General features: G+C 52.0%; 18 protein-coding genes and 1 pseudogene. 17 read left to right on the forward strand and 2 right to left on the reverse strand.

Annotated elements, in window-relative coordinates:
• Window positions 1-1,151: 1,151 nt before the first annotated feature.
• Window positions 1,152-3,530 (forward strand): helix-turn-helix domain-containing protein, encoded by a 2,379-nt coding sequence (locus EYB31_RS11770; protein ID WP_165452362.1) that lies wholly within the window; start codon window positions 1,152-1,154, stop codon window positions 3,528-3,530.
• A 55-nt stretch (window positions 3,531-3,585) separates the two neighbouring features.
• Here EYB31_RS11770 and EYB31_RS11775 read toward each other — a convergent pair whose 3' ends face one another.
• Both EYB31_RS11775 and EYB31_RS11780 read right to left on the reverse strand, forming a co-directional pair.
• The gene (locus EYB31_RS11775) at window positions 3,586-4,308 is read right to left on the reverse strand and encodes a FadR/GntR family transcriptional regulator (RefSeq protein ID WP_131013514.1); all 723 of its coding nucleotides are present in this window, start codon (window positions 4,306-4,308) and stop codon (window positions 3,586-3,588) included.
• Window positions 4,309-4,378: 70 nt separating this feature from the next.
• A complete protein-coding gene (locus EYB31_RS11780) occupies window positions 4,379-5,161 on the reverse strand; it encodes an HpcH/HpaI aldolase family protein (protein WP_131013515.1) in 783 nt (260 codons plus the stop codon).
• A gap of 308 nt (window positions 5,162-5,469) precedes the next feature.
• Between EYB31_RS11780 and EYB31_RS11785 the strand changes: the two genes are divergently transcribed.
• The 16 genes and pseudogenes from EYB31_RS11785 to EYB31_RS11855 all read left to right on the forward strand — a co-directional run bounded on the left by EYB31_RS11785 (window position 5,470) and on the right by EYB31_RS11855 (window position 24,373).
• On the forward strand, window positions 5,470-7,194 hold the full coding sequence (locus EYB31_RS11785; protein ID WP_240762334.1) for a cache domain-containing sensor histidine kinase: 1,725 nt from the start codon (window positions 5,470-5,472) through the stop codon (window positions 7,192-7,194).
• 27 nt (window positions 7,195-7,221) lie between these two features.
• Window positions 7,222-7,974: a response regulator transcription factor gene (locus tag EYB31_RS11790; protein WP_131013517.1), complete on the forward strand. Its 753-nt coding sequence runs from the start codon at window positions 7,222-7,224 to the stop codon at window positions 7,972-7,974.
• 138 nt (window positions 7,975-8,112) lie between these two features.
• A complete protein-coding gene (locus tag EYB31_RS11795) occupies window positions 8,113-9,237 on the forward strand; it encodes a zinc-binding dehydrogenase (RefSeq protein ID WP_240762336.1) in 1,125 nt (374 codons plus the stop codon).
• A 42-nt stretch (window positions 9,238-9,279) separates the two neighbouring features.
• Window positions 9,280-10,602, forward strand: a complete 1,323-nt coding sequence (locus EYB31_RS11800; RefSeq protein ID WP_131013518.1) for an ABC transporter substrate-binding protein — start codon at window positions 9,280-9,282, stop codon at window positions 10,600-10,602.
• A 23-nt stretch (window positions 10,603-10,625) separates the two neighbouring features.
• Window positions 10,626-11,501, forward strand: a complete 876-nt coding sequence (locus EYB31_RS11805) for a carbohydrate ABC transporter permease (RefSeq protein WP_131013519.1) — start codon at window positions 10,626-10,628, stop codon at window positions 11,499-11,501.
• Between the two features lie 13 nt (window positions 11,502-11,514).
• A complete protein-coding gene (locus tag EYB31_RS11810) occupies window positions 11,515-12,360 on the forward strand; it encodes a carbohydrate ABC transporter permease (RefSeq protein ID WP_131013520.1) in 846 nt (281 codons plus the stop codon).
• 31 nt (window positions 12,361-12,391) lie between these two features.
• On the forward strand, window positions 12,392-14,644 hold the full coding sequence (locus EYB31_RS11815) for an FAD-dependent oxidoreductase (RefSeq protein WP_131013521.1): 2,253 nt from the start codon (window positions 12,392-12,394) through the stop codon (window positions 14,642-14,644).
• A 111-nt stretch (window positions 14,645-14,755) separates the two neighbouring features.
• Window positions 14,756-16,482 (forward strand): annotated as a pseudogene (locus EYB31_RS11820) (ribulokinase).
• Window positions 16,483-16,562: 80 nt separating this feature from the next.
• Entirely contained in the window at window positions 16,563-17,888 is a 1,326-nt protein-coding gene (locus tag EYB31_RS11825) for an ABC transporter substrate-binding protein (protein WP_131013522.1), read from the forward strand.
• A 72-nt stretch (window positions 17,889-17,960) separates the two neighbouring features.
• The gene (locus tag EYB31_RS11830; protein ID WP_131013523.1) at window positions 17,961-18,659 is read left to right on the forward strand and encodes a hypothetical protein; all 699 of its coding nucleotides are present in this window, start codon (window positions 17,961-17,963) and stop codon (window positions 18,657-18,659) included.
• The gene (locus EYB31_RS11835; RefSeq protein WP_131013524.1) at window positions 18,660-19,604 is read left to right on the forward strand and encodes a carbohydrate ABC transporter permease; all 945 of its coding nucleotides are present in this window, start codon (window positions 18,660-18,662) and stop codon (window positions 19,602-19,604) included.
• On the forward strand, window positions 19,594-20,451 hold the full coding sequence (locus tag EYB31_RS11840; protein WP_131013525.1) for a carbohydrate ABC transporter permease: 858 nt from the start codon (window positions 19,594-19,596) through the stop codon (window positions 20,449-20,451). The genes EYB31_RS11835 and EYB31_RS11840 overlap by 11 nt, the downstream gene beginning before the upstream one ends.
• Before the next feature lie 27 nt (window positions 20,452-20,478).
• Window positions 20,479-21,828: an FAD-dependent oxidoreductase gene (locus EYB31_RS11845; protein ID WP_240762338.1), complete on the forward strand. Its 1,350-nt coding sequence runs from the start codon at window positions 20,479-20,481 to the stop codon at window positions 21,826-21,828.
• Between the two features lie 156 nt (window positions 21,829-21,984).
• Window positions 21,985-22,134 carry a hypothetical protein gene (locus EYB31_RS40195; protein WP_165452363.1) on the forward strand — a complete coding sequence of 50 codons (150 nt, stop codon included), beginning with the start codon at window positions 21,985-21,987 and terminating at the stop codon, window positions 22,132-22,134.
• A gap of 159 nt (window positions 22,135-22,293) precedes the next feature.
• A complete protein-coding gene (gene spoVB, locus EYB31_RS11850; RefSeq protein ID WP_131013526.1) occupies window positions 22,294-23,850 on the forward strand; it encodes a stage V sporulation protein B in 1,557 nt (518 codons plus the stop codon).
• A gap of 88 nt (window positions 23,851-23,938) precedes the next feature.
• The gene (locus EYB31_RS11855; protein WP_131013527.1) at window positions 23,939-24,373 is read left to right on the forward strand and encodes a GNAT family N-acetyltransferase; all 435 of its coding nucleotides are present in this window, start codon (window positions 23,939-23,941) and stop codon (window positions 24,371-24,373) included.
• Window positions 24,374-24,621 lie beyond the last annotated feature (248 nt).

The following is a 24,621-nucleotide window of genomic DNA, read 5'->3' on the forward strand; positions in this document are numbered from 1 at the left end:
CAGGCGCGGGCCCAATGTTGTCAGGATAAGAAGTCGATGGACTGAAGTTGTCGATGGATTCTATGGGCTACAGTCGTTACGGGAATGATCAAGCTTCTTTTATGCGTCGTGGCCCGTTCTGGACATAGAACCCATTGTAATGGATAGCGGATTGGAATGAGACTGTAGATTGGTTATGCAACCCTAGCTTGGAGGAAGTCTCCGCTCTAACACTCTAACGGACATGGGCGCTGCAATGTAAACCAAATCTGAGGTTTGTTACATGTAACGGACACCGGCGCACTTATTCGGCCTACTATCGCGGTTTCCTTGACTTTTTTGAGCAAATAAAGTCTCCTGCGTCCGTTAGAAATGATAATCCCGATTTTTTCGCCAAATAAAGGCGCTCCTGTCCGTAAGCGTTGGGGCATGATGTTCGTATACATAAGGCCAGCCATAGCGACGAGGATGTCGGATACAGACAGCCGGCAACGATCGACTTTAATTCAAGGTCGAACGAATCGAAATTGCTCCAATTGCTGCATTCAAGCATGTTATGGTTCCGGTTTACTCCATGAACCCGAATAGGATTAAACTAATGCAGCCAATACGAGCGAGATCCGAGTAGCAGCCATTATCGCTAAACTGACAACATTGGGCGCGGACAAGAGGCACACAGTCGCTCCATGCGTCATCACGCCGCAGTAAAGCGCGGAGCACAGCCGAGCGCTAGCGAAGGCAAGGTGCGACAGGCGCGGGCCCGAGGCACACAGTCGCTCCCCGCGTCATCGCGCCGCAGTAAAGCGCGGAGCACAAAGCCAAGCGTTAGCGAAGGCAAGGTGCGGCAGGCGCGGGTCCGAGGCACACAGTCGCTCCCCGCGTCATCACGCCGCAGTAAAGCGCGGAGCACGATGCCAAGCGCTAGCGAAGGCAAGGTGCGACAGGCGCGAGCCTGAGGCACACAGTCGCTCCCCGCGTCATCACGCTGCAGTAAAGCGCGGAGCACGATGCCAAGCGCTAGCGAAGGCAAGGTGCGACAGGCGCGAGCGCGAGGCACACCGTCGCTCCGAAGCTAGGCGGGTCCAGGGCGCAGCGCCTGGAGTCCCCCTCCAAGGGGGATTGAGGGGGTGGGGGCTGCCCCCCGCTAAAGCAAAACAATGGAGGGTGGGGGAATGAAAGTCAGGAAAAGAAACGGCCTTTTTCCGCTCAAAGTAAACCCTTTGTTTGTGAAAATATGGTGTTATTTTTTATCGCTGCTCATTCCTACGCTTATCATCGGATTGGTCTATTATGTGGACTTCATCGATAAATTGCATCGCGATTTTGAAGAAAAGCTGGGGCTGCACTTGCAGTCCGTCGCTGCCACGGTCGACATCAATCTGGGGACGATTCAGGCAGCCAGCCAGAGCTTATTGGACAATCAGACGGTCAAACGGCTGCTGAAGCCCAATAGCCAGTTGATGATCCAGGAACGTGCCGAGCTGGGGCTGCTGATTGAAACGCTGCAAAGCACCAACGCGGTTATGGGCAGTTTAATCGATATGGTATTCACATATATCGACGGAGAGAAGGTTTATTCGCCATCCGGGGCGGAAAATTTCAACGACTTTTTCGCCAAAAGCTACCGCTACAAGCTGTACGGAGCGGAGGCGTGGAGGAACAAGCTGCAATCCGGCGCAATGATCACGCTGCTCCCGCTGTCGGGAGTGGACTCGTACGCCATTCCGCGGACGCCGGTTGTTCCGTTTGTAACGACGGGACTGATCAAGGGCAGCAAAGCGGTCGTTGTGGCTAACGTGTCCGTGTCGATGGTTCAGCGCGCTTTGCTGGCCAACAATATATTTCCGGCTACCCAGTTTGTTGTTGCCGATGCCAACGGTAGTGTGATCTTTCAAAGCCCCGGCTTGGATATACATACGCTGGAGAGCTTGATGCGGCGGCAAGATGCGATAGCCCCTGCGGGAGAACTCCAAATCGACGGCGATTCCTATCTGGCTTCTTATACGCAATCGGGAGTGTACGGCTGGAAATATTACGGTTTTACGCCTTTAACCGAGTTTAACCGGCAGGCCTCCAGTCTGCTGGATGTGATCATTCTGATTTGCTCGATGCTGATGGTTGTCGGATTTGCGCTGTCGTTTATTTTTACATTCCGCATCTACAATCCGATCAAAAAAATCCGCGACGTGCTCATAGCGGCTGAAGGCGAATCTGATTTGCCGAATCCGGGCAATCCGCGAAACGAACTGACGGCGATTGGGGATCGCGTTCATCAATTAAAACAGCTCAGCGAAATGTACAAAAGCAAGCTGGCGATCGCCTCCCAAGGACAGCTGGAGCATTCGCTGCTGCACCTGCTGCAAGGCGGACGTATTGCGCACGAAGCGGACATCAACCGGATGTTATCGTCCCAATTCGGGTTCCGTTCGGCGGATTATCTGTGCTGCACGATTTACTTTGAGTTTAAAGACAAGTTTTACATGGACATTCAGGATGTGGACCGGATCGTCATTTTAAGCAAGCTGAGCAAATTGGTTTCCGGTTTGCTTCAGGAATATGTGCCCAATTACGCTTTCGAATACAGCCGGCATCTCTATGTGTGCTTATTAAACGTTCAGGACGAGGAGCAGCTGCATCTATTGAACCAAGCGTTAAACAACTTGATGAAAACCTTTCAGTACGACGCTTTATTCTGTATTATCCACGTCGGCGTAGGCCGCTCCTACAACGGGCTTGGCGCGCTGCACAAGTCTTACAACGAAGCGATGACGGCGCTGCAAAACCGCGACCCTAAGCTCGATTTCCAGGTGATTTATGCGCAAACGCTGGAAATCAAACACCGGTTTTATTATGCTTTTGCGGATGAGAACAAAATATTAAACCACCTGAGAAGAGGGGACTCGGAAGCGGCGGAGGAGTCGATCCGCGATGTGCTGCGGCAGAACGAGCTGCGGAATGTGTCGCATCACAATATGCACCTGCTGCAAGGTGAGCTGTATCATACCGTGCTGCGTTATGCCACGGAACGGCAAAAGGATTACAATGAGCTGGTTACGGAGGAGGAGCACTTGCTGCTGTGCGGCATCACTCAGCCGATGGCCAATGCGGCGGAATTAAAGCAAGAGCTGATCCTGCGTTTGTGCCGGCAATTATCCGAGCATTCGGTCGACCCGGACAGCAGAGTGGGAAGTATGATCGGTTCGATCATTCGTTATATTGAACAAAATTACGGCAAGGATATGTACTTGGAGACGATATCTCAGGAAATCAACGTATCGCCCAAATATGTCTCGCGTATTTTCAAGGAAAAAACCGGCATGAACTTGACGGATTATATCAGCATGTACCGGATTGAAAAAGCCAAAGAACTGCTGGCACAAACAACGGACAGCGTCAACGATGTCTCCATGCAGGTTGGCATCTACAGCCGGGCGACATTTCAGCGGCTGTTCAAAAAATATGAGGGCGTTTCGCCCAATGAGTTCAGGAAGTCGCTTCCAGACAAGCAACCGGAGCTTACCGATGACATAAAGACCCTTCAAAACCGCTAAACCGGCGGTCATGAAGGGTCTTTTTTTCGGCGGCAACGTCAAGCGGCAGGCAGTTTCACTCGGACGAACGCTGCGCGGATTCGTTTGCAACTTCGTAGTTCCGCATCGACGCTACGAGATGGCCGCGTATCGTGTCCTCGGCTTGCTCGGGGTCGCGGGTGCGCAAGGCCTCGATAATTTTGCGGTGATAACTGATGCCGTCTTCGTTGGTGCCGGGGAGCTCCAGAGCTTGCGTCAGCATCGTTTCGAGCAGGCTGGTCATGGAGGTCACGAAGATGCCAAGCAGCGGATTGCCGCTTAACTCAGCCAGCTTCGTATGAAATCGGATGTCCAGCTCGACCCGCTTCTTGATATCGTGCATATGCTGCTCCATCTCATCGTTGATCCGTGAAAGCTCGTTTAGCTCCTCTTCGGTTGCTCTTTCCGCTGCGAGCCGGGAGGCCATAATTTCGAGCGTTACGCGGATTTCGTACATGCTGTATGTGGGGATGTTGTTCATTTGGACCATACGGTTAATGGTGTTGGTCAGTTCCTGCGGCGGGGGATTGGAGATAAATGAACCTTCCCCGTTGCGCTGTACGACAAGTCCCCTGGCCTTAAGCAGCATCAGCGCTTCGCGGATGACCGGGCGGCTTACCCCAAAGCTTGCGGCAAGCGACTGTTCCGACGGCAGCTTTTGCTCGAGCTGCGACGAATCGCTGAGAATCATAGTCTCCAATTTTTCCGCGATAACCTCATATAAATTCGTATGTTTGACGTTAAAATCGATAGACTGCATCGTTGTCCTCCAGACTGCGTCTTGTGACTTTTAACCCCAGTATAAAGAGATGGGGAGGGGATTTCCAGAGTTAATATGCAGATCTTTGCTGCACCTCGCGCAGCGTGTTGATGACATGGCGGGCTCCGCTGACGATATGGTCGTTGTCCGCGCCTGAAGAAATGATGTCCATTCCTTTGCTGTGCCAGTATTTCAATACATTGCTGTCCGTGGAGCCGGTCGAAACGCCAACCGGTTTACCGGCCGCTTTCAGGATGCCGACGGCTTCGTCGATCAGGGCTGTTGTTCTTGCGCCATAAACATTGCCTAACTCGCCGATCGAACCCGACAAATCGTTGGGGCCGAAGATGTAACCGTCGATATATGGATTCTGCACAATCTCGGGCAAATTTTTTACCGCCGCTTCGCTTTCGATTTGGATGAACCGGCATAATTCCTTACTTGTGTTATTTACGTATTCACCCGCATCGTCCAGGCCGTAACGGATCGCTCTGCGCGGACCGAAGCCGCGAACGCCAAGCGGCGGATACAGGCACAACTTCATGACATAATCGGCTTCTTCAGCGCTGTTGACCAGCGGGAAAATAATGCCGTCCGGGCCCATCTCCAGCACCTTTTTGGTAAAGGTCGGGTCGTTGCACGGAACTCTAACGATAGCCGGGACATCGGCCGATTTGGCGCCCATCAATAAGGAATGCAGGGTATGATAATCGATGGACGAGTGCTCTGTGTCGATCCAAATAAAATCAAACCCGAGATGGCCGATCATCTCGCTGATGCAAGGATCACTCATGGTGATATGCGTACCTGCCAGTTTTACTCCCGATTTCAGCTTTTCCTTTAACGTGTTCATAATAGAGTCCTCCTCCGCGTATGTACATGCTGCAGAAACTCTAAGCTGTAATACAGCCATACTAGTCCTCGTGGAGATTATTGTCAATAACTATTTTCGTAGCGATATAACAAATCTATGCGGGGGGAGCGATTTTGTACGCTTAACACCTACAAATCTATGCAGTTTGCCGTTGTCTGTCGTTTCATAAATATCGTTATGATATAATTTTTTCCGTTAACAGCAAGAATTTTGACGAAGGGACCGGGTGCTGCATGAAACGATTTATAGAATCGATTGTGCCTCAAAAATTGAAATATCGTCTGTTCATGGCATTTGTGTTATTAATACTGCTGCCGTTTTCCGTATTAAACATGTACAACTATCAGAAAATCGAAACGCTGATTCAGGTCAAAATCAGCGAAGAAAGCCATTCGCAGCTGGAGAGCTTATACCATACGCTGCAGGATCAGATGAGCACGGCTTTTAAAACGCTGATTTTCCTGGAACAGGATTCATCCATTCAATCGATCTTGGAGACTCCGCAGATGAACCGCCAGCTGGACAATATCGAGCTGGTGGAAAAGAAGTTCAAAGGCTTGAACAACAGTTTTTTTCTATATAATCCGCCAGTCTACTTCACCGTGCTGGATCTGCATGGCAGCGTATACACATCCTACAAGCCGAAGGATGCGCTGGATTACGACCAGCTTCGGGCCCATTCGCGTTTTCAGGAAGCGCTTGAAGAGGGGGCCAAATATCGCTGGGTGTCCCAGGACGACAATTATTTGTTCCGGGATAACTCATCCAGCCCTTCCTTATTGTCCATGTATGCGGTGATGAGGGATCAGAATAAAAAGCCTTACGGCTTGGCGAGAGCCAGTATCGATTACTCGTATTGGTTTCAATCGATGCTTTCCTCCGCTTCCGCTAACAAAGAATATTTCATTATTACCGGAGAAGGAGAGCAGGCGGCACAATCCGTCCCTCATACCAGCCTTACGCCAAATGCGCTGCAGCAGATCAAATCCAAACCGTCCGCCAACGGATATTTCATCGACTCGTCGTCCGACGCCTTAATCAATTACACCTATATCGATTCGTTGGATTGGTATATGGTGGACCGGGTTCCGCTGCATATTTTGTACAAGCAGATCCATGAGCTCAAACAAAACTATTTTGTCACCTTCGGTTTGTTTACGGCAGCGTTTATGATTATCGCTTTTATGATTGCGTTTACATTTACAAGACCGCTGTCGCATATGCAGAAAAAGATGAGGGATGCGGTCAGGAAAGATTTGAAGGTCAGGCTGCCGGAAAAACGGTACAAAGGAGAAATACTGGAGCTGACGCGGTCGTTTAATACGATACTTGACGATATGGACGATTTGGTTCAACGGCTGAAAGCGGAGGAACGGCAGAAGGATGCCGTCCACTTTCAGATGCTGCTCGCGCAAATGAATCCTCATTTCCTGCTTAACACGTTGAATACGCTGAAATGGATCGCGCTCCGCAACGAGCAGACGGAAATCGCCGAAATCACGATGTCGCTAGGCAAGCTGCTGGAAGCCAGCTTGAACTCGGATGTCGATTTGATTTATTTGAAAGACGAGATGGAGCTAATTCGCGCCTTTGTTTACATCCAACAGCGAAGGTATAATAACCGGTTTGAAATTCATTACGATTACGACCGCTGCAACGAGTATGTCTTGGTGCCGAAGCTCAGCTTGCAGCCGCTTGTCGAAAACGCCATTTTGCACGGAATCGCTCACCGTTCAGAGGGCGGCACGATACGACTTCGCATTGCTTGCACGCAGCAGGGAAATCTGATCGTTGAGGTGGAGGATAACGGAGTCGGAATCGTTCAAGCCGCCCGCCAGCAAACGACCCGCAAGCGTCCGGGGATCGGACTCGACAATGTCAGGCAGCGATTAAAGCTGCTTTTTAAAGATCACGGAGCGCTGGAGATCATCTCGCTGACGGAAGGGACATTGGTCCGCATGACGATGCCGTATCTTTTATCGGAGCCATATCAAAACAGATTGGAATTGTAAACGATCGCAAAGAAGGGGAGTTTAAGAATGTGGAAAGTGCTGCTTGTGGAAGACGAGGTGTTTGTCAGGGAATCGGTGAAGGAGCTTATCCGCTGGGAGGAGATGGGGTTTACGCTGGCTGCGGAAGCCGGAGACGGGGCGGAGGCGCTTGAATATATCAAACGGGAGCCGCCGGATCTCGTCATAGCCGACATCATTATGCCCAAGATGGATGGGGTAGAACTGCTCAAACAGGTGAGGGAAGCGGGAATTACTTGCAAATTTGTCATGCTGACCTGCATGGGCGATTTCGAATATGTGCGCCAGGCGATGGTTTACGGCGCTTCCAATTATATATTAAAGCTCTCCATGAGCGTAAACGACCTCAGGCAAACGCTGCACCAAATCAACGGCGAGCTGACGCTTGCAGCCAAAATGCAGGGCCCTGGGGAGGAAGAGAAGCAACGGCTGAAGGGCATATCGCATCCTGAGGTGAACAAAATAGTGACGTATATCAAAGAAAACTACGACAAGGACATTTCCGTTAAATTGTTGTCCCAGTATGTCATGATGGGCGAAAACTATGTTAGCGCATTATTTAAGAAAAAGACGGGACAGACGCTGATTCATTACCTCCATGAAGTAAGGGTGAAGCAGGCGATTCATTATTTGCTGCAAACCGATATGCAAATCCAAGAAATCGGCTTAAAGGTCGGATTTGTCAACGACAATTACTTTATCAAAATTTTCAAAAGGCTGACCGGTTCGACGCCAAGCCAATATAGGCAGCGTCAAAAATAGAACAAAAACACGCAAAAATGAACGGGTTTAAGTGTGGGATTTGCGCTGTTTTGTTTCATTAATTCATCAGATTTGTTCATTACGTCACCTCCCTCAGGCTTGCTAGACTATAGCTGCGGCACAAGCTTGCTCGACTAGATGATGGAGGTGTCAGTTAATTTGCAGCACATGGAAGTGGAAACGCACGTTCAATCCCGCGCTTACCGTTTATTGCATCCGGGAGATGTGCGCGAGGTGATCCTGGAACACGAATTGCTTAACGGTCATGTGGTGGTGGAGCCGACGATAGGGAGCATTTGCCACGCGGATTTGCGTTATTTTACCGGGCAAAGGAGGCCTGAAGCGCTGGCGTCGAAGCTGCCGATGGCGCTTATCCATGAAGGGATCGGCCGAATCGTAAAAAGCGAGGCAGCCGGATTGGAGGAGGGCCGCCGCGTCGTCATCGTTCCCAGCATACCCGGGTATTTATCCCGCGGCATAGGACCTGCGGATTGCTGTCCGATATGCCGGAGCGGCCAAGGCGACAGTTACTGCCTGCACGGCAAGTTTCTGGGCAGCGGCATGGATGGCATCGCGCAAAGCCGGCTGCCGCTGCCTGCGGATTGCGCGCTTCCCGTTCCCGGCGAAGTGCCCGATGAAATCGCCGTACTTGCGGAGCTATGTTCGGTCTCTTACCAGGCGATCAGCCGCGCCGCAGAGCGGATCCAGGGTACAGAGGCGCGCGTAGCGGTGTTTGGCGACGGGCCTGTCGGTTATCTTACGGCCGCCATGCTGCACCACTGCTTTGGTGTGGAGCGGCAGCGCCTTCAAGTATTCGGAGCGATTCCGGATAAGCTGGCGCAGTTCGATTTTGCACAGACGGCTTTGGTGCAGCAATGCGACTTCGCCTCCTTTACACCGTTCGACGTGGTGATGGAGTGTACCGGCGGCCGCTTCTCCGAAAGCGCGGTCAATCAGGCGATCGACATCGCAGCGCCGAAGGGGATGCTCATTCTGATGGGCGTAACGGAAGAACGGGTCCCGATGAACACAAGAGACGTGCTGGAAAAAGGGCTTACGGTTGCGGGCAGCAGCAGGAGCTCGGCGGCCGATTTCCGGCAGGTATTAAAGGTGATGAGCGATCCTGCCTGCCAGCATACGCTGAGAAAGCTGCTTCCGGAGCAGGCGGTTCCAATCACTTGCGCCGCGGATTTCACAGCCGTTATGGAACTGGCCGCCGCTCATCGCGATTGGAAGAAGGTGTTGCTGGATTTTCGCTGGTAAAGCAATAGAATAAGTTGATTCAACAAGGGAGGAAGCTTATTGATGAAGGGGAAAAAACTGGTCCCGTATTCGCTTTGCCTGCTGTTAACCGCAAGCGGCTTGTCCGCCTGCGCAACAGGCACGGGGAGCGATACGGCACAAACTCAAGCTAAGAGCGGCGGAGACGCCAAACCGATCAAGCTGACATTTTGGAGCGGGGTTCCGGCGGAAGCGGGCCCGCAGCAAGCGGTCGACAACTGGAACAAGCAAAATCCGAACATCCAAGTGGAATATGTCAGATATGTGAATGACGACGCCGGCAACATCAAGCTCGATACGGCGCTGCTGACCGGGCAAGGCGTGGATTTGTACGCCACCCACAACTTTCCCCGCTTTGAAACGAGGGTAAAAGCCAATGTCGCCTTGGATCTCGGCCAATTCAAAGATTACAACATCGACGACATGATGGGCCCGGAGGCGGCGGACTGGAAGGTCGACGGCAAGTTTTATGCCATGCCGACGAAAAAAGATTTGCATTTTGTGTGGCTGAATAAAGACGCTTTGGACAAAGCGGGCCTTCCGGTCCCGTACAACTGGACATGGGACGATATGAGGGCGTATGCCAAAAAGCTGGCGGAGCAGAAGCAGTGGGGCATGCTGCAGGATTTGGTCACCTGGGATTTTGTGCTGGACTCTCCGATCGCTGTGGAAGGCGCAGTCAAGTCTGACGGGACTTCCAATATGGATAACCCGCTGACCCGCAAAATATTGGAAAATATGCATGCCATGATGTACGACGATAAGAGCATTCCATTATATGCCGAGCAGCTTTCCAAAAAAATGCCGGTGGAAACAGAGTTCCTGAAGGGCAATTCCGGGATGTATTACGCAGGGGAATGGATTTTCCGCTTTGCCAACAATTTGAAGGACAATCCGCGCGATTTCAAGATCGCCATTGCGCCGATCCCCAAGGTCACCAAGGATCAGCAAAATTACCGCGTATTCGGCGGATTGGGGGATGCGATTTCGATCAACCCGCAGTCCAAAAATATCGAAGCGGCATGGAAGTTTTTGAAATGGTACGCCGATGGAGGGATGCTGCCGCTTGCTCAGGGAGGCCGGATTCCATCGTCCAAAGCGGTGAACGCCGACGAATCGTTCAAAGAGCTGCTTAAGGGAGTCGAAGACAAATACGACGTCGATTCCGTGAAAAAGGTGCTGTTCAGCAAAGACTTCAAAACGTTCCAAAGCAAGCTGCCGCAGCAGATGATCGATGCCCGCAAGGAGCAATACCAGCTGTATTTTACAAACAACCAGACTTTGGATCAAATGTTCAGCAATCTGGTCAAACGCCACAACGAATTCCTTAAGCAAAACAAGAAGTAACGGAGCACCGGAGGACTTGAGCTATGAGCTGGGTTAAGAAGCAGCAGCTAACGGGTTATTTATTTGTAGCCCCTAATATTATCGGCATTTTCATATTTTTCTTCATTCCCGCTTTGTTTTCGCTTTTCATTTCGTTTACGAACTGGAAGTTTACCCAGAAGACAGCCGATTTTGTCGGACTCGGCAATTTCGCCCGTTTGTTTCATGACGATGTTTTTTATACCGCGCTGAAAAATACAGTGATTTTTCTGCTGTCCGTGCCAGTTTCTGTTGGCCTCGCGTTTTTGGTGGCGCTGGCGCTGAACAATCAGGTGTTTATGAAAAATGGCCTTCGTGCGATGTATTTTCTTCCTTATATCACCAACGGTGTTGCGGTTGCGTTTGTGTGGATGCTGTTGTTTGACGCCAAAAGCGGCCCGATTAACCAATTTTTGCGTTCGATCGGCATAACCGACCCGCCCGGATGGTTTTCGACGACCACGTCGCCGATGTACGCTTTCGACTTGATATGGATTTGGCTGATGCTTGGCTACAACATGATCATCTACATGGCGGCGCTTCAGGAAATTCCCAAGGAACTGGTGGAAGCCGCCAAAATGGACGGGGCCAAACGCTGGCAGTCGGTCATTCACGTAACGTTCCCGCTGGTCAGCCCGACGACTTTTTTCCTGCTGATTACCGGATTTGTCGTCACGATCAAGTCGTTTGGCCTGGTGGAGTCGGTCACTCATGGAGGGCCTGGCACAAGCACTCATATTTTGTCTCTGTTCGTCTACAAAACGGCGTTCCGCTACTATGAGATGGGGTACGCTTCGACGATTTCCATGGTGCTGCTGGCGTTTATCTTGTTGATTTCCCTGCTTCAATGGTACGGGCAGAAAAAATGGGTTCACTACTAGGAGAGGGGATAGGATGGAACAGACCCGCGGCAACCGGCTTGCATTACTGCTTAAATTATTGATGACGATCTTGTTTCTGATAATAGGCTTGCTTATGATAGCCCCGTTTCTGTGGATGGTCAGCACGTCGTTCAGCGCATCCCAGGATGTATTTCGTTACCCGATTCAATGGATTCCGTCACCTGTCGTGTTCGAGCATCACCAGCAGATCTGGACGGGCAAAGCGAGCTTTTTGCCCTTCTATATGAACTCGCTTAAAGTGTCGGTGATCAGTTCATTCGGAGCCGTGTTCTTGGCGGCGCTTGCCGCTTATGCTTTCGCCAAAATCGAGTTTCCCGGCAGAGGGCCGATGTTCCTGTTCGCATTGTCGATGATGATGATTCCGCCGCAAATATTGTTTGTGCCGCAGTTCATCATGTTTCATTGGATGGGAATTTACAACACGCATTGGGCGCTTATTTTACCGGGCATATTTACCATATTCGGAGTGTTTATGCTCCGGCAGTTTTTCATGTCGGTGCCAAATGAGATTTCCGATGCGGCGATGATTGACGGAGCGGGGCATTTCCGGATTTTTTTCCGGATGATGCTGCCTCTGGCCAAACCGGCGATCGCTACCTTTACGGTGCTCGATTTTTCATGGCATTGGAACGATTATGAACACGCATTGGTGTTTCTGATCGACAAGAACTTATTTACGATACCGCTGGGATTGCAAAATTTTGTGGACGCCGATCACATCGACTATACGGCGATGATGGCCGCATGTTCGGCCGGAATTATTCCGATGGTCGTCCTGTTTCTGATCGGCCAGAAATTTATTATCCAGGGCATTTCAAGTTCCGCGGTAAAAGGCTAAGCATTCCTATTCACAATCAAGGAGAGAAAAAATGAGACATGAAACGGTACGTTCGGACATTACGGTGATCGGAGGAGGGCTCGCCGGCGTTTCAGCGGCGATTTCCGCCGCGAGACTCGGAAAAAAAGTATCGCTGGTGCAAAACCGCTCGGTTCTGGGTGGCAATTCTAGCAGTGAAATCCGCGTATGGGTGCTGGGGGCGACCGGGCTGGGCGTCAACCGTTATGCCCGGGAATCGGGGATTATCGGCGAGATGCTGCTGGAGAATCAATATTTGAACCCGGACGGCAATCCGTATCATTGGGATCTGGTCGTGCTGGAGGCGGTGCTGAAGGAGCCGAATATTCAGTTGTTTCTCAATACCAACGTATATGAAGTCGAGGCGACCGGGGATGAAACGAACCGGACGATTCATGCGGTGACCGGATTCATGCTGGGATCGGAGCGGAAAATCCGCTTTGAAAGCCCGATGTTCCTCGACTGCTCGGGGGACGGCTTGGTCGGCTTTTTGGCGGGGGCGCAGTACCGGATCGGCCGCGAGCCGCAAAGCGAATTTAACGAAAAATGGGCTCCCGAGGAAGCCGACAATATTACGCTGGGAAGTTCGATGTTTTTCTACACCAAAGATGCCGGCCACCCGGTAAAATATATTCCGCCGAGCTTTGCGAAGGACATCACGAAGACGGCGATTCCGATGAAACGCGTGTTTAAAAGCGGTGACTCCGGCTGTCATTATTGGTGGATCGAATGGGGCGGCGAAGCGGATATCGATACGCTGTACGACAACGAGCGAATTCGGAATGAGTTGTGGTCGGTGATTTACGGCATTTGGGATTATATCAAAAACTCCGGCAAATTCGACGCCGACAACATGACGCTGGAATGGGTCGGGAGCGTGCCGGGGAAACGCGAATACCGACGTTTTGTCGGGGATTATATATTGACACAGAATGATTTGGAAAACCAAACGCAGTTTGAAGACAACATCGCCTTCGGCGGCTGGTCGATCGATCTTCACCCGCCGGAAGGCATGTATGCCAGCGAATATGTATCGAAGCTGTTCTGCGTGGACGGCACGTTCCAAATTCCGTTCCGCAGTTTATATTCGGCCAATGTCGGCAACCTGCTGTTCGCCGGACGCAACATTAGCGCAACTCATGTCGCGTTCGGAGCAACGCGGGTCATGGCTACCTGCTCGGTGATGGGTGAAACTGCCGGAGCGGGGGCGGCGCTTTGCTTGGACAAAGGCGTTACACCGCGCGAATTGTATCGCCATCATATGAAAGAGCTGCAGCAAACGCTGCTGTGGAACGATGCGGCCATCATCGGCCTGAAATACGAAGATCAAGCCGATTTGGCATCCAAGGCGGCGGTGACGGCATCAAGCCACTTGTCCAAATTGGAGCTGGACTCTCCGGCGGATCGCTTTGCGCTTGCGAACGATGTGGCGTTTCTTGTTCCGGTCGAACCTAAGCTGGGCAGCGTAGAGATCCTGCTTGATGCGGCAGAGGATACGCAGGTGGACGTCGAAGTATGGACTACGGGCAAAGCCGAGAACTACATTCCGCACACCTTGCAGGTGAAAGATTCCGTTACCATAACCAAGGGCGAACAGATGTGGGTGAATTTCGACCTGCCGTGGTCGCCGGAGAAAGCGCAAAACGCCTTTGTGATCGTGCGGGAAAATCCGCATGTAACGCTTTATCAATCGCAGGAGCCGCGTACGGGCACGCTTGCTTTTATCAAAGAAGACAAAGCGAATATTTCGAGTTTGCTGACCGCGCTGAACAACGACCAGCTTGTCGTCAAATGGAGCATGAAGCGGCTGGTGCGCAAGCCGTTTTGCTTCCGGCTGGTCGACGAAACGGCCGCTTTCAAGCCGGCTCATGTGGCGGATGGCTACCTGCGGCCGTACGGCGGCCCGAATATGTGGGTGTCCGCTCCAATGCATGAAGGCCGTGAGGAATGGATTGAGCTGGCGTGGACGGCGCCGGAAAAGGTCTCGGAAATTCAGCTGATTTTCAACGATGATGTCAATGAAGATCTGGTCAATCTTCATTATAAACGCACGCCGTTTGACGTCATGCCGGAGCTGGTGAAAAACTACCGGATCGAAGCGTACGTAGACGACGCATGGAAAACGATTGCGCGGGAAGATGACAACCGCAGAAGAAAAAGAGTTCATCGTCTTTCGGACGGTCTGGAAACCGCAAAGCTGAGACTCGTGATTGAAAGCACAAACGGATCGCGGTTTGCCGAAGTGGTGGCAATCAGAGTAGTGTAAGTATGCTGATATAAGCAGCAATAACGGCCTGCAAACGGCGTTTCCGATGATGGAACGGGTGTTTGCGGGCTTATTTTTTATCAACTCACAACTGCGGGGAGGAATAAGAGAATGAACGGCAAAGATAAAAGAAACTATGTGCTGGGCATTGATTTCGGGACCGAATCGGGGAGAGTGCTGATTGCGGATATCGATAATGGAGAAGAATTGGCGGTGCACGTCACCCGTTATCCGCATGGGGTGATCGACAGCAGGCTGCCGCATGGCGGTAAACGTTTGGAGCCGGGGCAAGTACTGCAATATCCTGACGATTATATGGAGGTGCTGAGAGTTTCCGTCCCCGAAGCGCTGCGCGTATCGGGGATCGATCCCGGCCAAATCGTTGGCATCGGTATTGATTTTACGTCCTGTACGGTTTTGCCGGTCGACGAAAATGGCGTTCCTTTATGCGAGGCGGAGCAGTTCCGGGATGAACCGCATGCTTATGCAAAGCTGTGGAAGGACCAATCGGCGCAGCAGGAGGCGGACATGATTAACGCGGCGGCGCCGCGGCTGGGAGCGGATTTTTTGCGCAGGTATGGCGACAAATCTTCTTCCGGCTGGACGGTGGCAAAAGGCTGGCAGCTGCTCCATGAAGCTCCGTATATTTACGAGCGGATGGACCGGCTTGTGGAAGCGGCGGATTGGACGGTTTTCCGGCTTACGGGGGAATGGGTGCGCAGCAGCTGCTGCGCCGGATACAAAGCTTTTTGGCATGCCGTGGAGGGCTATCCGTCTTCCGCTTTTTTCAGGGCGCTTGACCCGAGGCTCGAACGGTTCGCGGAGACGAAGCTGCGGGGTACCGTCGCCGCTCCCGGCGCCATGGCAGGTTGGCTGACCGAGGAAGCGGCCGCCATGACCGGACTGCGCCCGGGAACTCCGGTAGCCGCCGGCATCATCGACGCGCACTCCGGTGCGCTGGGATCGGGCGCTGTGCATTCCGGTCAAATGGTCATATCGATGGGCACCTCGTTATGCCATATCCTGCTCAGTGACCGGGAAATTCCAGTGGATGGCATCTGCGGTGTAGTAAAAGACGGCGTTGTACCGGGCTTATATGCGTACGAAACCGGCCAGCCGGCCGTCGGCGATCTGTTCGGCTGGTATGTAGAGCAGGGAGTACCGGCATACGTAGAAGCAGCGGCTGCAGCGGAGGGTGCGGGCATCCATGCCTGGCTGGAAACGAAAGCTGCCGGGTTAAAGCCGGGAGAACACGGGCTGCTGGCGCTTGACTGGTGGAACGGCAACCGTTCCGTATTGGCGGATGCTGCATTAAGCGGACTTATTGCCGGAATGACATTAATGACAAGACCGGAGCATATTTACCGGTGTTTGCTGGAAGCGACAGCATTCGGAACCCGCAAAATTATCGAAAACTATGAGGCCGGGGATTACAGGTTGCACAGCTAATTGTCTGCGGAGGATTGCCCCGGCGCAACCGTTTGCTGATGCAGATCTATGCCGATGTGACCGGCCGCGAAATACAAATTGCGGGTTCGTCGCAAACTTCGGCGCTTGGTGCAGCAATGTTGGGCGCAGCGGCGACCGCGGCCGGACAAGGAAGTTGCGGTGGCGTGAAAGAAGCGGTCGTACGTATGGCGCAGCCAGTTACGGAAGTGTACAAGCCGATTCCGGAGCATACTATGGTATATGACGAGTTGTACCGTGAATATTGTCGCTTGCATGATTGGTTCGGCTGCGAGGCCGCCGGCACGATGCAGGAATTAAAGCGGATTGCACGCAAGTCTGATATGATAAGAAAATCTCATAATGATATAAAAAAATCGTACCAAACCTGAAGACCACGTGATTTATTACAGAGAACGCTTACACCTATAATGAGGTTGTAAGCCATTACAGAAATTTGGGAGGGTGTCCGATGAGAAAAAGATGGCCTTTAGCCGCGTTATCGTGTTTGGTTGCGGTGGCGGCAGGGTGTTCGAGCGGCAGTGGCGGAGGTACGGCGCAGCCTGCAGCATCCGGCGGAGGAAACGCTGCAGGAGCGGCAAGCGACAAGCCGGTGGAACTGAAGTTTATGTTTTGGGGCAACCAGGCGCATACGGATTTATTCAAGGGGTTATTCGATAAGTACAAAAAAACACACCCAAATATTACCGTGACAATAGAATCGGTGCCGTTCCCGGACTTTCAGCAAAAGGTGTCGGTGCTCGCGGCAGGGCGCGAACTTCCGGATATCGCTTGGGTATCGGAGCGGATGGTGCCGCAGTTCATGGCCAACAACATCATGATGGACGTGTCCGACGTGAAAGACGACGCGGCATTTAAGCTTGACGATTTTATTCCGTCCACGCTGGATTTGTTCCGCAAGGACGGCAAGCTGTACGGACTTCCGTTCTCTACGCCGCCAAGCGTAATGTTCTACAATAAAGATCTGTTTGACAAAGCGGGCTTAAAATCGCCTAACGATCTGGCCAAAGACGGCAAGTGGACATGGGAAGAGTTCGAGAAATCGGCGAAAGCGCTGTCCAGCGGCTCCGGAGCGAGCAAAATCTATGGCGCGAATTTCTTCCGCGACTGGAAAACGTGGATCCTGCTGTCGTCGTATTCCTGGTCCAACGGCAGCGGTCCGTTTGATAACGAGATGACGAAATTTACATGGAACGATAAATACGGCGTGGAAACGTTTAATATGCTGCAGCGCATGATGTTTGTCGATCAGTCGCACCCGAAAGCGGGCGAGCAGGTCAGCTTCGAATCCGGCAAAATCGGTATGTTCTTCGACGTATACAGCTACGTTTCCAATGCGCGGAAAATCAAAGACTTCAAATGGAGCATCGCCCCGATGCCTTCCGGGTCCAAAGGTTCCGTACCGATGATGGGGCAAGCTGGCTACACCATCTTTAAAGAAACAAAACATCCGAAGGAAGCCAAGGAGCTGCTGAAGTTTTTAGCGAGCCAAGAAGGCATTCAAGCAACCCAGACCTTCTTTGTTCCGCCGCGTAAATCGGTGCTGAATTCTGACGAGTTCCTCAAGCAGCCGGACAATCCGCCTGCGGACAACATCAAACAAGCGGTGATCGACGAGATGCCGAAAGCGCGGGTTCAACCGGGCCATGTGCAGTGGACTAAGATCGATAACGAAGTGTTAGCGGGCTTCGATCAATTGTTCGGACAAACGGCGAAACCGGAGCAAATCGTGAAGTCGCTGGAAGATAAAGTGAATCCAATTATGAAAAGCAAATAAGACTGACGCGCTAGCGGTTCGTGCGAACGGGCCGCTTTTGTGTAAGCGCGTCCCTGGCAGGAGGAGAATAAATTGAATCGATTACGCACGGCTTTACAAAATAAACGTTTGTCGCTGTTTGTCAGCTTGTACGCAAACGATGCGAAATTGGCCCGCGCCGCGCTGGAGGAAGGAGCGGACGGTCTAAAGGTGCACATGAATGTCGGGCACCGGGCAAGCGGCAACCACTTCGGCCCGCTGGCTGAATATGAGATGACGTTTCGTGAAATCCGCTCGTTATACGACGGTCCGCTGGGCATTGTACCCGGAGGGGCTACGGAAGATATCCGTCAAGAAGAAATCGACAGGTTGCCCGGTATCGGCATCGATTTTTATTCCATTTATGCGTTTCATCTGCCTTCGTTTTTATTGCGTTCCGAACAGCTCGCCCGAACGTTTGCCGTCAATGACAGCTTCGATCTGCAGCTTGTGCGGGGAGCGGCGCCGTTTGGCATGGATGCGCTGGAAGCGTCGATTGTTCCGGGTAACGAATACGGCAGCCAGCTGACATTTGCCGACCTGCTGAAATACCGCTATCTTGTGGAAACGTCCGGTTTGCCGGTGATTGTGCCGTCCCAGCGGAAGATCGTACCCGAGGACATTCCGGCGTTATACGATTCCGGAGTCCAAGCGGTGCTGGTTGGCGCGATAGTAACGGGAAAAACGGAGGACGGAATTCGTAAGGCCGTTTCGGAGCTCCGCAATGCCGTCGATCGTCTGGGGGGAAATTAAATGGAAGCGACTGTCCGTGAGGCGGGGCGGCGGCAGGCAGCAAGCGGCAATAAAATGAGGCGTTCCGGTCCGCTTTCCCGCGAAGCCAACATTTTCGGCTGGCTGTTCGTCAGCCCGATGGTGCTTGGGTTTCTTGTTTTAATGATCGGTCCGTTGTTTTTTGCGTTTTATATGAGTTTGACCGACTGGCCGCTGCTTGGCGACGCCAATTTTATCGGTTTCGACAATTACGGCGGCATCGTATCCGATGCGCAGTTTTGGAAGGCGCTTGGGAATACGTTTTATTTTGCCGCCGGTCTGGTTCCGTTGAATATTATTATTGCCCTGTCGCTTGCGCTGATGTTGGCCCAGAATAAACGGTTTATGGGGCTGTTCCGCACCGCCATCTTTGTGCCGGTCATCACTTCGCTGATCGTCTGGGCGATTGTCTGGAAGTATATGTTTGCAACCGATTCGGGTTTTATTAACCAAATTTTGCAGCTGTTTGGCATCACCGGCCCGGCTTGGCTGTACAATCCCGATCTGGCGATGCCGGCCGTTATCGTGACCAGCGTATTGAAGAATGTCGGGCTGAACATGGTGTTGTTTATCGCGGCGCTGCAGCAGGTTCCTTCCCATCTGTACGAAGCGGCGAGAATTGACGGCGCGGGCCGGACGAGAATGTTTTTTAACGTTACGCTGCCGATGATTACACCTACCGTCTTTATGACCGTGATGATGACGATTATCGGCTCGCTGAAGGTGTTTGGCCAAATTTACGTGATGACGCAGGGGGGACCGGGCAGCAGCACGAAGGTGCTGGTGTATTACATCTGGGAGAAGGCGTTTAAGCTGTACGAATTCGGTTATGCTTCGTCGCTCGCTTTTGTGTTGTTTTTTCTCACGCTGGTGTTCACCTTGATTCAATGGCAGCTTAGAAAAAGGTGGGTGTTCCATGAAAACTGAGTCCATGTCGGCCCGTTGGTCGCACCAGTTATACAATGTGTTGCATTATGCCGTGCTTACCGCGGTTTCCATTTTTATGCTGATTCCGTTTCTGTGGATGTTGTCCACATCTTTGAAAGAACCGGCCAAGGTGTTTGTGTTTCCGCCGGAACTGATCCCGTCGCCGGTCCGCTTCGAAAATTATTTGGAAGTGCTGCGGACGACGCCGTTTCATCTGTTTTATTTCAACAGTTTCTATATCGCCGTGCTGGTTACGGTGGGAACGGTGTTGTTCTCGTCGTTGGCCGGCTACTCGTTCGGGAAAATTCCGTTTAAAGGCCGGGATATCGTATTCCTGCTGCTGCTCAGCACGATGATGATTCCGAACGAAGTGACGGCGATTCCGATGTTTCTGTTCATGCGCGAACTGGGGCTCATTAATACGCATGTGCCGCTCATTATTTTGCCGATTTTTGCGGCGGGCGGGGTATTCGGCGTGTTTGTGATGAGACAGTTTTTTCTCGGCGTGCCCAAGGAGCTGGAAGAAGCGGCGATGATCGACGGCTGCTCGCGCTTTCGCATTTACTGGAATATTATGCTGCCATTGGCCAAACCGGCCATCGCCACGCTGACGATATTTACGTTTTTGACCAGCTGGAACGACTTTTTCGATCCGCTTATATTCCTCAGCGCGCGCAAGCTGATGACGCTGCCGCTTGCGTTGTCCTTGTTTACGGACGAAGCCGGTACGGCGTGGCATCTGCTGATGAGCGCCTCCGTGATGGCGACGCTGCCGCTGCTGCTCGTATTTTTCTTTGCGCAGAAGCAGTTTATTGAAGGAGTTTCCATGACTGGGTTGAAAGAGTAATGATGACAATAACAGGAGGCGTTTGAATTGACTCGTTCCATCAAAAGTTTGCAAGCCGACGTGGTCGTAGCAGGAGGCGGTCCGGCCGGTATTAACGCGGCTATAGCCGCGGGCAGAATGGGCGCTTCTACCATCTTAATCGAACGTCACGGCTTTCTCGGGGGCATGTCGACGGCGGCTTCCGTTTATCCGTGGATGACGTTTCACACGGAGCAAGGAGATCAAGTGATTAAAGGCATCGCCCAAGAAATTGTGGAAAGACTGGCCGAACGCGGCGGATCGCCGGGCCACTTGCGCGATACGGTAGGATTTGTGCATACGGTGACGCCGTATCATCCGGAGATTTATAAAGTGCTGGCCGTCGATATGCTGAAGGAAGCGGGAGTTAAGCTGCTTGTCCACAGTTTTGTCGATGAAGTGAAGACGTCCGGGAACCGGATCGAAAGTATCCAACTTACGAGCAAATCCGGACGTATTGACGTCAGCGGCAGCATGTTTGTTGACGCGACGGGAGATGCGGATATCGCTTATTTGTCCGGTGCGCCTACGCTCAAAGGGCGGGACAGCGACAGCAAGATGCAGCCGATGACGATGAAATTCCGCATGCGCGGCGTCAATGTGCCGGGGATCAAGCAGTATATGCTGGACAATCCGGGCAACTTCTACAGAAAGACGCCAATCGCCGAGCTGCCGAATCTCCCGCTCAGCGGGGTGCAGGGTTTTTATTCGCAGTGGAAAGCAAGCGGCGTGCCGATCAACCGCGACCAGGTGCTGTTTTTCATCGGCCCTGAAGAAGACGAAGTGCTTGTCAATTGCACTAGGGTGCAGGGACTCGACGGCACGGATGTGGAGGACTTGACGTTGGCCGAGGAGCTTGGCCGCAAACAGGTGCTGATGATGGCGGAGTTTCTGAAACGCGATGTACCGGGTTTTGAGAAGGCGTCGATTTCTTCGGTTGGCACGCAAATCGGCATCCGCGAAACACGCCGCATCGAAGGGTTATACAGCTTGACGATCGACGATGTGGTGCAGGGCCGCAGATACGATGACGCGATTGCTCGCAGCGGTTATCCCGTAGATATTCACGATCCGTCCGGCAAAGGTGTCGTTGATGCCGATGTAGGCGGCGACGGAGCTTACGATATTCCGTACCGCTGTCTTGTACCAAAGCACATCGAGAATTTGCTGGCTGCCGGAAGATGCATCTCCACCACCCACAAAGCGCTTGCTACGACACGTCTCACGCCAAGCTGCATGGCAACCGGACAAGCGGCGGGAACGGCGGCGGCTCTCGCTTGCGCGGCGAACATTGCGGCCAAAGATGTGGACGTGAACGAGCTGAGAGACCGATTGCAGAAAGACCATATGGTCATTTAGCGCTGAGCGACACAGTTTGCTCATTTTTGATGCATTCCTACAATTTTTTTAGTGTACCCTTACTATGTACGGCTCGTGCGATTTAGGTTATAATTTGTTCTTGATGCATGATGACGAACAGACAACGAGACTACACATTCAGAAGAGGGACTAATAATGAAGGATTGCAGCAGCAAAAAAATTATACCTCAGCAGAAGTGCGATTGGATACAACAAGAGATTGAATCCGTTATGAATGAAATTGCCGTTGCACTGGAAGAAGCCAGACAGGAAGCGTTGGAACATAACGTACGTTTCACCGCCTGAGCAACTGCGCACCCCCATATACAATCAGAGCCGGACCCTATCCTCAAGACAGAGGATGGGGTCTTTAAATTTCTCCATTTAAGGAATTGCCAGCCTGCTTGTATACATATATTTAGATAGGTTGGCGATTTTCATTACACGTACATTGGAGATATGGCCATGACTGAAAAGCAATCTTTTGCAAGAGGCGCTTTCATTTTAAGTGTGTCGGCGTTTATAACAAGGATGATCGGTTTTGCGAACAGCATTATTTTGGCCCGCTTGCTTGGCGCGGAAGGGATTGGCCTCTTGATGATGGCACATCCGCTTGTTCCGATTGTCATCACGCTGACGAGCCTGGGGCTGCCCGTAGCGATTTCGAAGCTGGTTGCGGAGGCTGAAGCGAGGGGAGAGCGGCAGAAGGTGAAGCGGATTCTGATCGTTTCGCTGGCCGTCACCGTTGCAGTCAGTATTGTGCTGACGGTGCTAAGCTTTCTTGGCGCCGATTGGATTGCTTCATGGCTGCTCACCGACCGCAGAGCATATTACGCGATGTTGGCCATTACCCCGATTGCGCCGCTGGTCGCTGTTTCCTCCGTGCTCAGAGGTTACTTCAGAGGCCGGCAAAATATGAAGCCGCTGGCCGTCTCCGACGTCATCGAGCAGATCGTACGGATTGCGCTGATTGCTGCGCTGGTGCAAATGCTGCTTCCGCTTGGCGTGGAGTACGCTGCGGCGGGTGCAATGATCAGCACCGTGATCGGAGAAGGCGCCGGGCTTTTGTACTTGATGTTTATGTTTGAGCTGCATAAGAAACGCAGAGGATTGCACTTGAATTTGTCTCCGCGGTTGAAACAGGAAAAACAAACGCTTGTTGAGCTGCTGCAGATCGGACTGCCGACGACCGGACAAGGATTTATTTCTTCGATATACAGGGCGTTTCAGCCTGTCATCGTGATGAAAAGTTTAGCGCTCGCCGGTATAGGCACGGTTATTGCCACAAAGCAGTTCGGGATGCTGGCCGGTTATGCGTTTCCGCTGCTTGTGTTTCCGAGTTTTGTTATGCATTCGTTGTCCACTGCGCTGCTTCCTGCGGTCAGCGAAGCAAGGTCAAAAAGAAACGGCATGGAGATTCAGCAGCGGGTTGATCAGGCGATGCGTATTGCCCTGCTTATCGGCGCCCCCTGTACGGTGATCTTATTTATATGGGCTGTGCCGCTCACAACGGTCGTTTACCGGTCTCCGGAGGCAGGTCATTTTCTGAAAATGCTCGCACCGATCTTCTTTCTGCAATACTTCGAACCGCCGCTTCATGCGGTGCTGCTCGGGCTGGGCCGGGTTAGTGCGGCGATGTGGAATTTTATGATTTCCACTGCGTTTAAAGCGGCTGCGGTGTTCATTTTGGGCTCTAGGTTGGGCATGGATGGGGTCGTATGGGGAATTAATTTCGGCGTGTTTCTGATTACTGCACTGAATCTGCTGTCCGTATCCAAAAGTATCGGATTCAGCGCCGATGTCCGGCATGCGGTCAAGGTGGCGATCGGCTTATGCGTGATGGCGCTGGTTGGGCAAAGCGTATACGTATATTTGCTGAAAGCGGAGCTGGCCCCCTTGTGGATTGTTGTCGGGACGATCGGGGCGGCTATCGTAGTTTATATCATGTCACTTCTCGCGACGCAGGCGATCCAGCGGAAGGATGTGCAGCACATTCCGCTGCTTAAGAAATTGGTGTCCTAGGACATTTGACTCCAGTATAAAGCTTGTAATAGACTTAGACTTATACGATAAGAACTATGAATGAAGCGGAAAATGGAGTGTATGCGCCATGTTAGTGGATGTCAAAAACCGGCTGGACGAAGAAGCAATTCAAGACCTGATCTCATACAGTATATTTCCCGATCCCGACCGTTTGGAGCAAACAGTTGCCACTTATCGGGAGGACGCGGCGCTTAAGCTTTACGGCTGCGAGTCCGAGGGAGAAATTATCGGCATCATCGGCTGGAATACCGACGACAACAATGTGATAACCATTCGTCACATCGCCGTAAGGCCGGACTGCAGAGGAGCCGGATTCGGAAGGGGTCTCATTCTGGAAGCGCTGGAGCTGGCTACTCCCGCTGCGATTATCGCCGAAACGGATGAAGAGGCGGTTGATTTTTACCGCAGCATCGGCTTTCAGGTGGAGAGTGTGGGAGAGAAATACCCCGGTGTGGAAAGGTTTAAATGCGTTTATATGACCGATGAGGACAGCGAATCTTAATAGAAGCAAAAAAACTGGCGACGTTTCACGTTCTGCCAGTTTTTTTATGGGTTTGATGGGTGGTTGGGTGAAGTTTGGTATGGCTGGATATTCTTCAACCCACGTATCCAATTGGAGCGCACCCCCTCTGTCAAAATAGTTGTCGTACCCACTGTATGAATGTATAGTGAGGAAAACGAGAACGAGGTGGACACCCATGAATCCTGTAAGCAGGGAATTAAAGGCGAGCATTGTACAGCGGATGATGC

It is taken from the genome of Paenibacillus thalictri, assembly GCF_004307995.1.
Classification (GTDB): domain Bacteria; phylum Bacillota; class Bacilli; order Paenibacillales; family NBRC-103111; genus Paenibacillus_AF; species Paenibacillus_AF thalictri.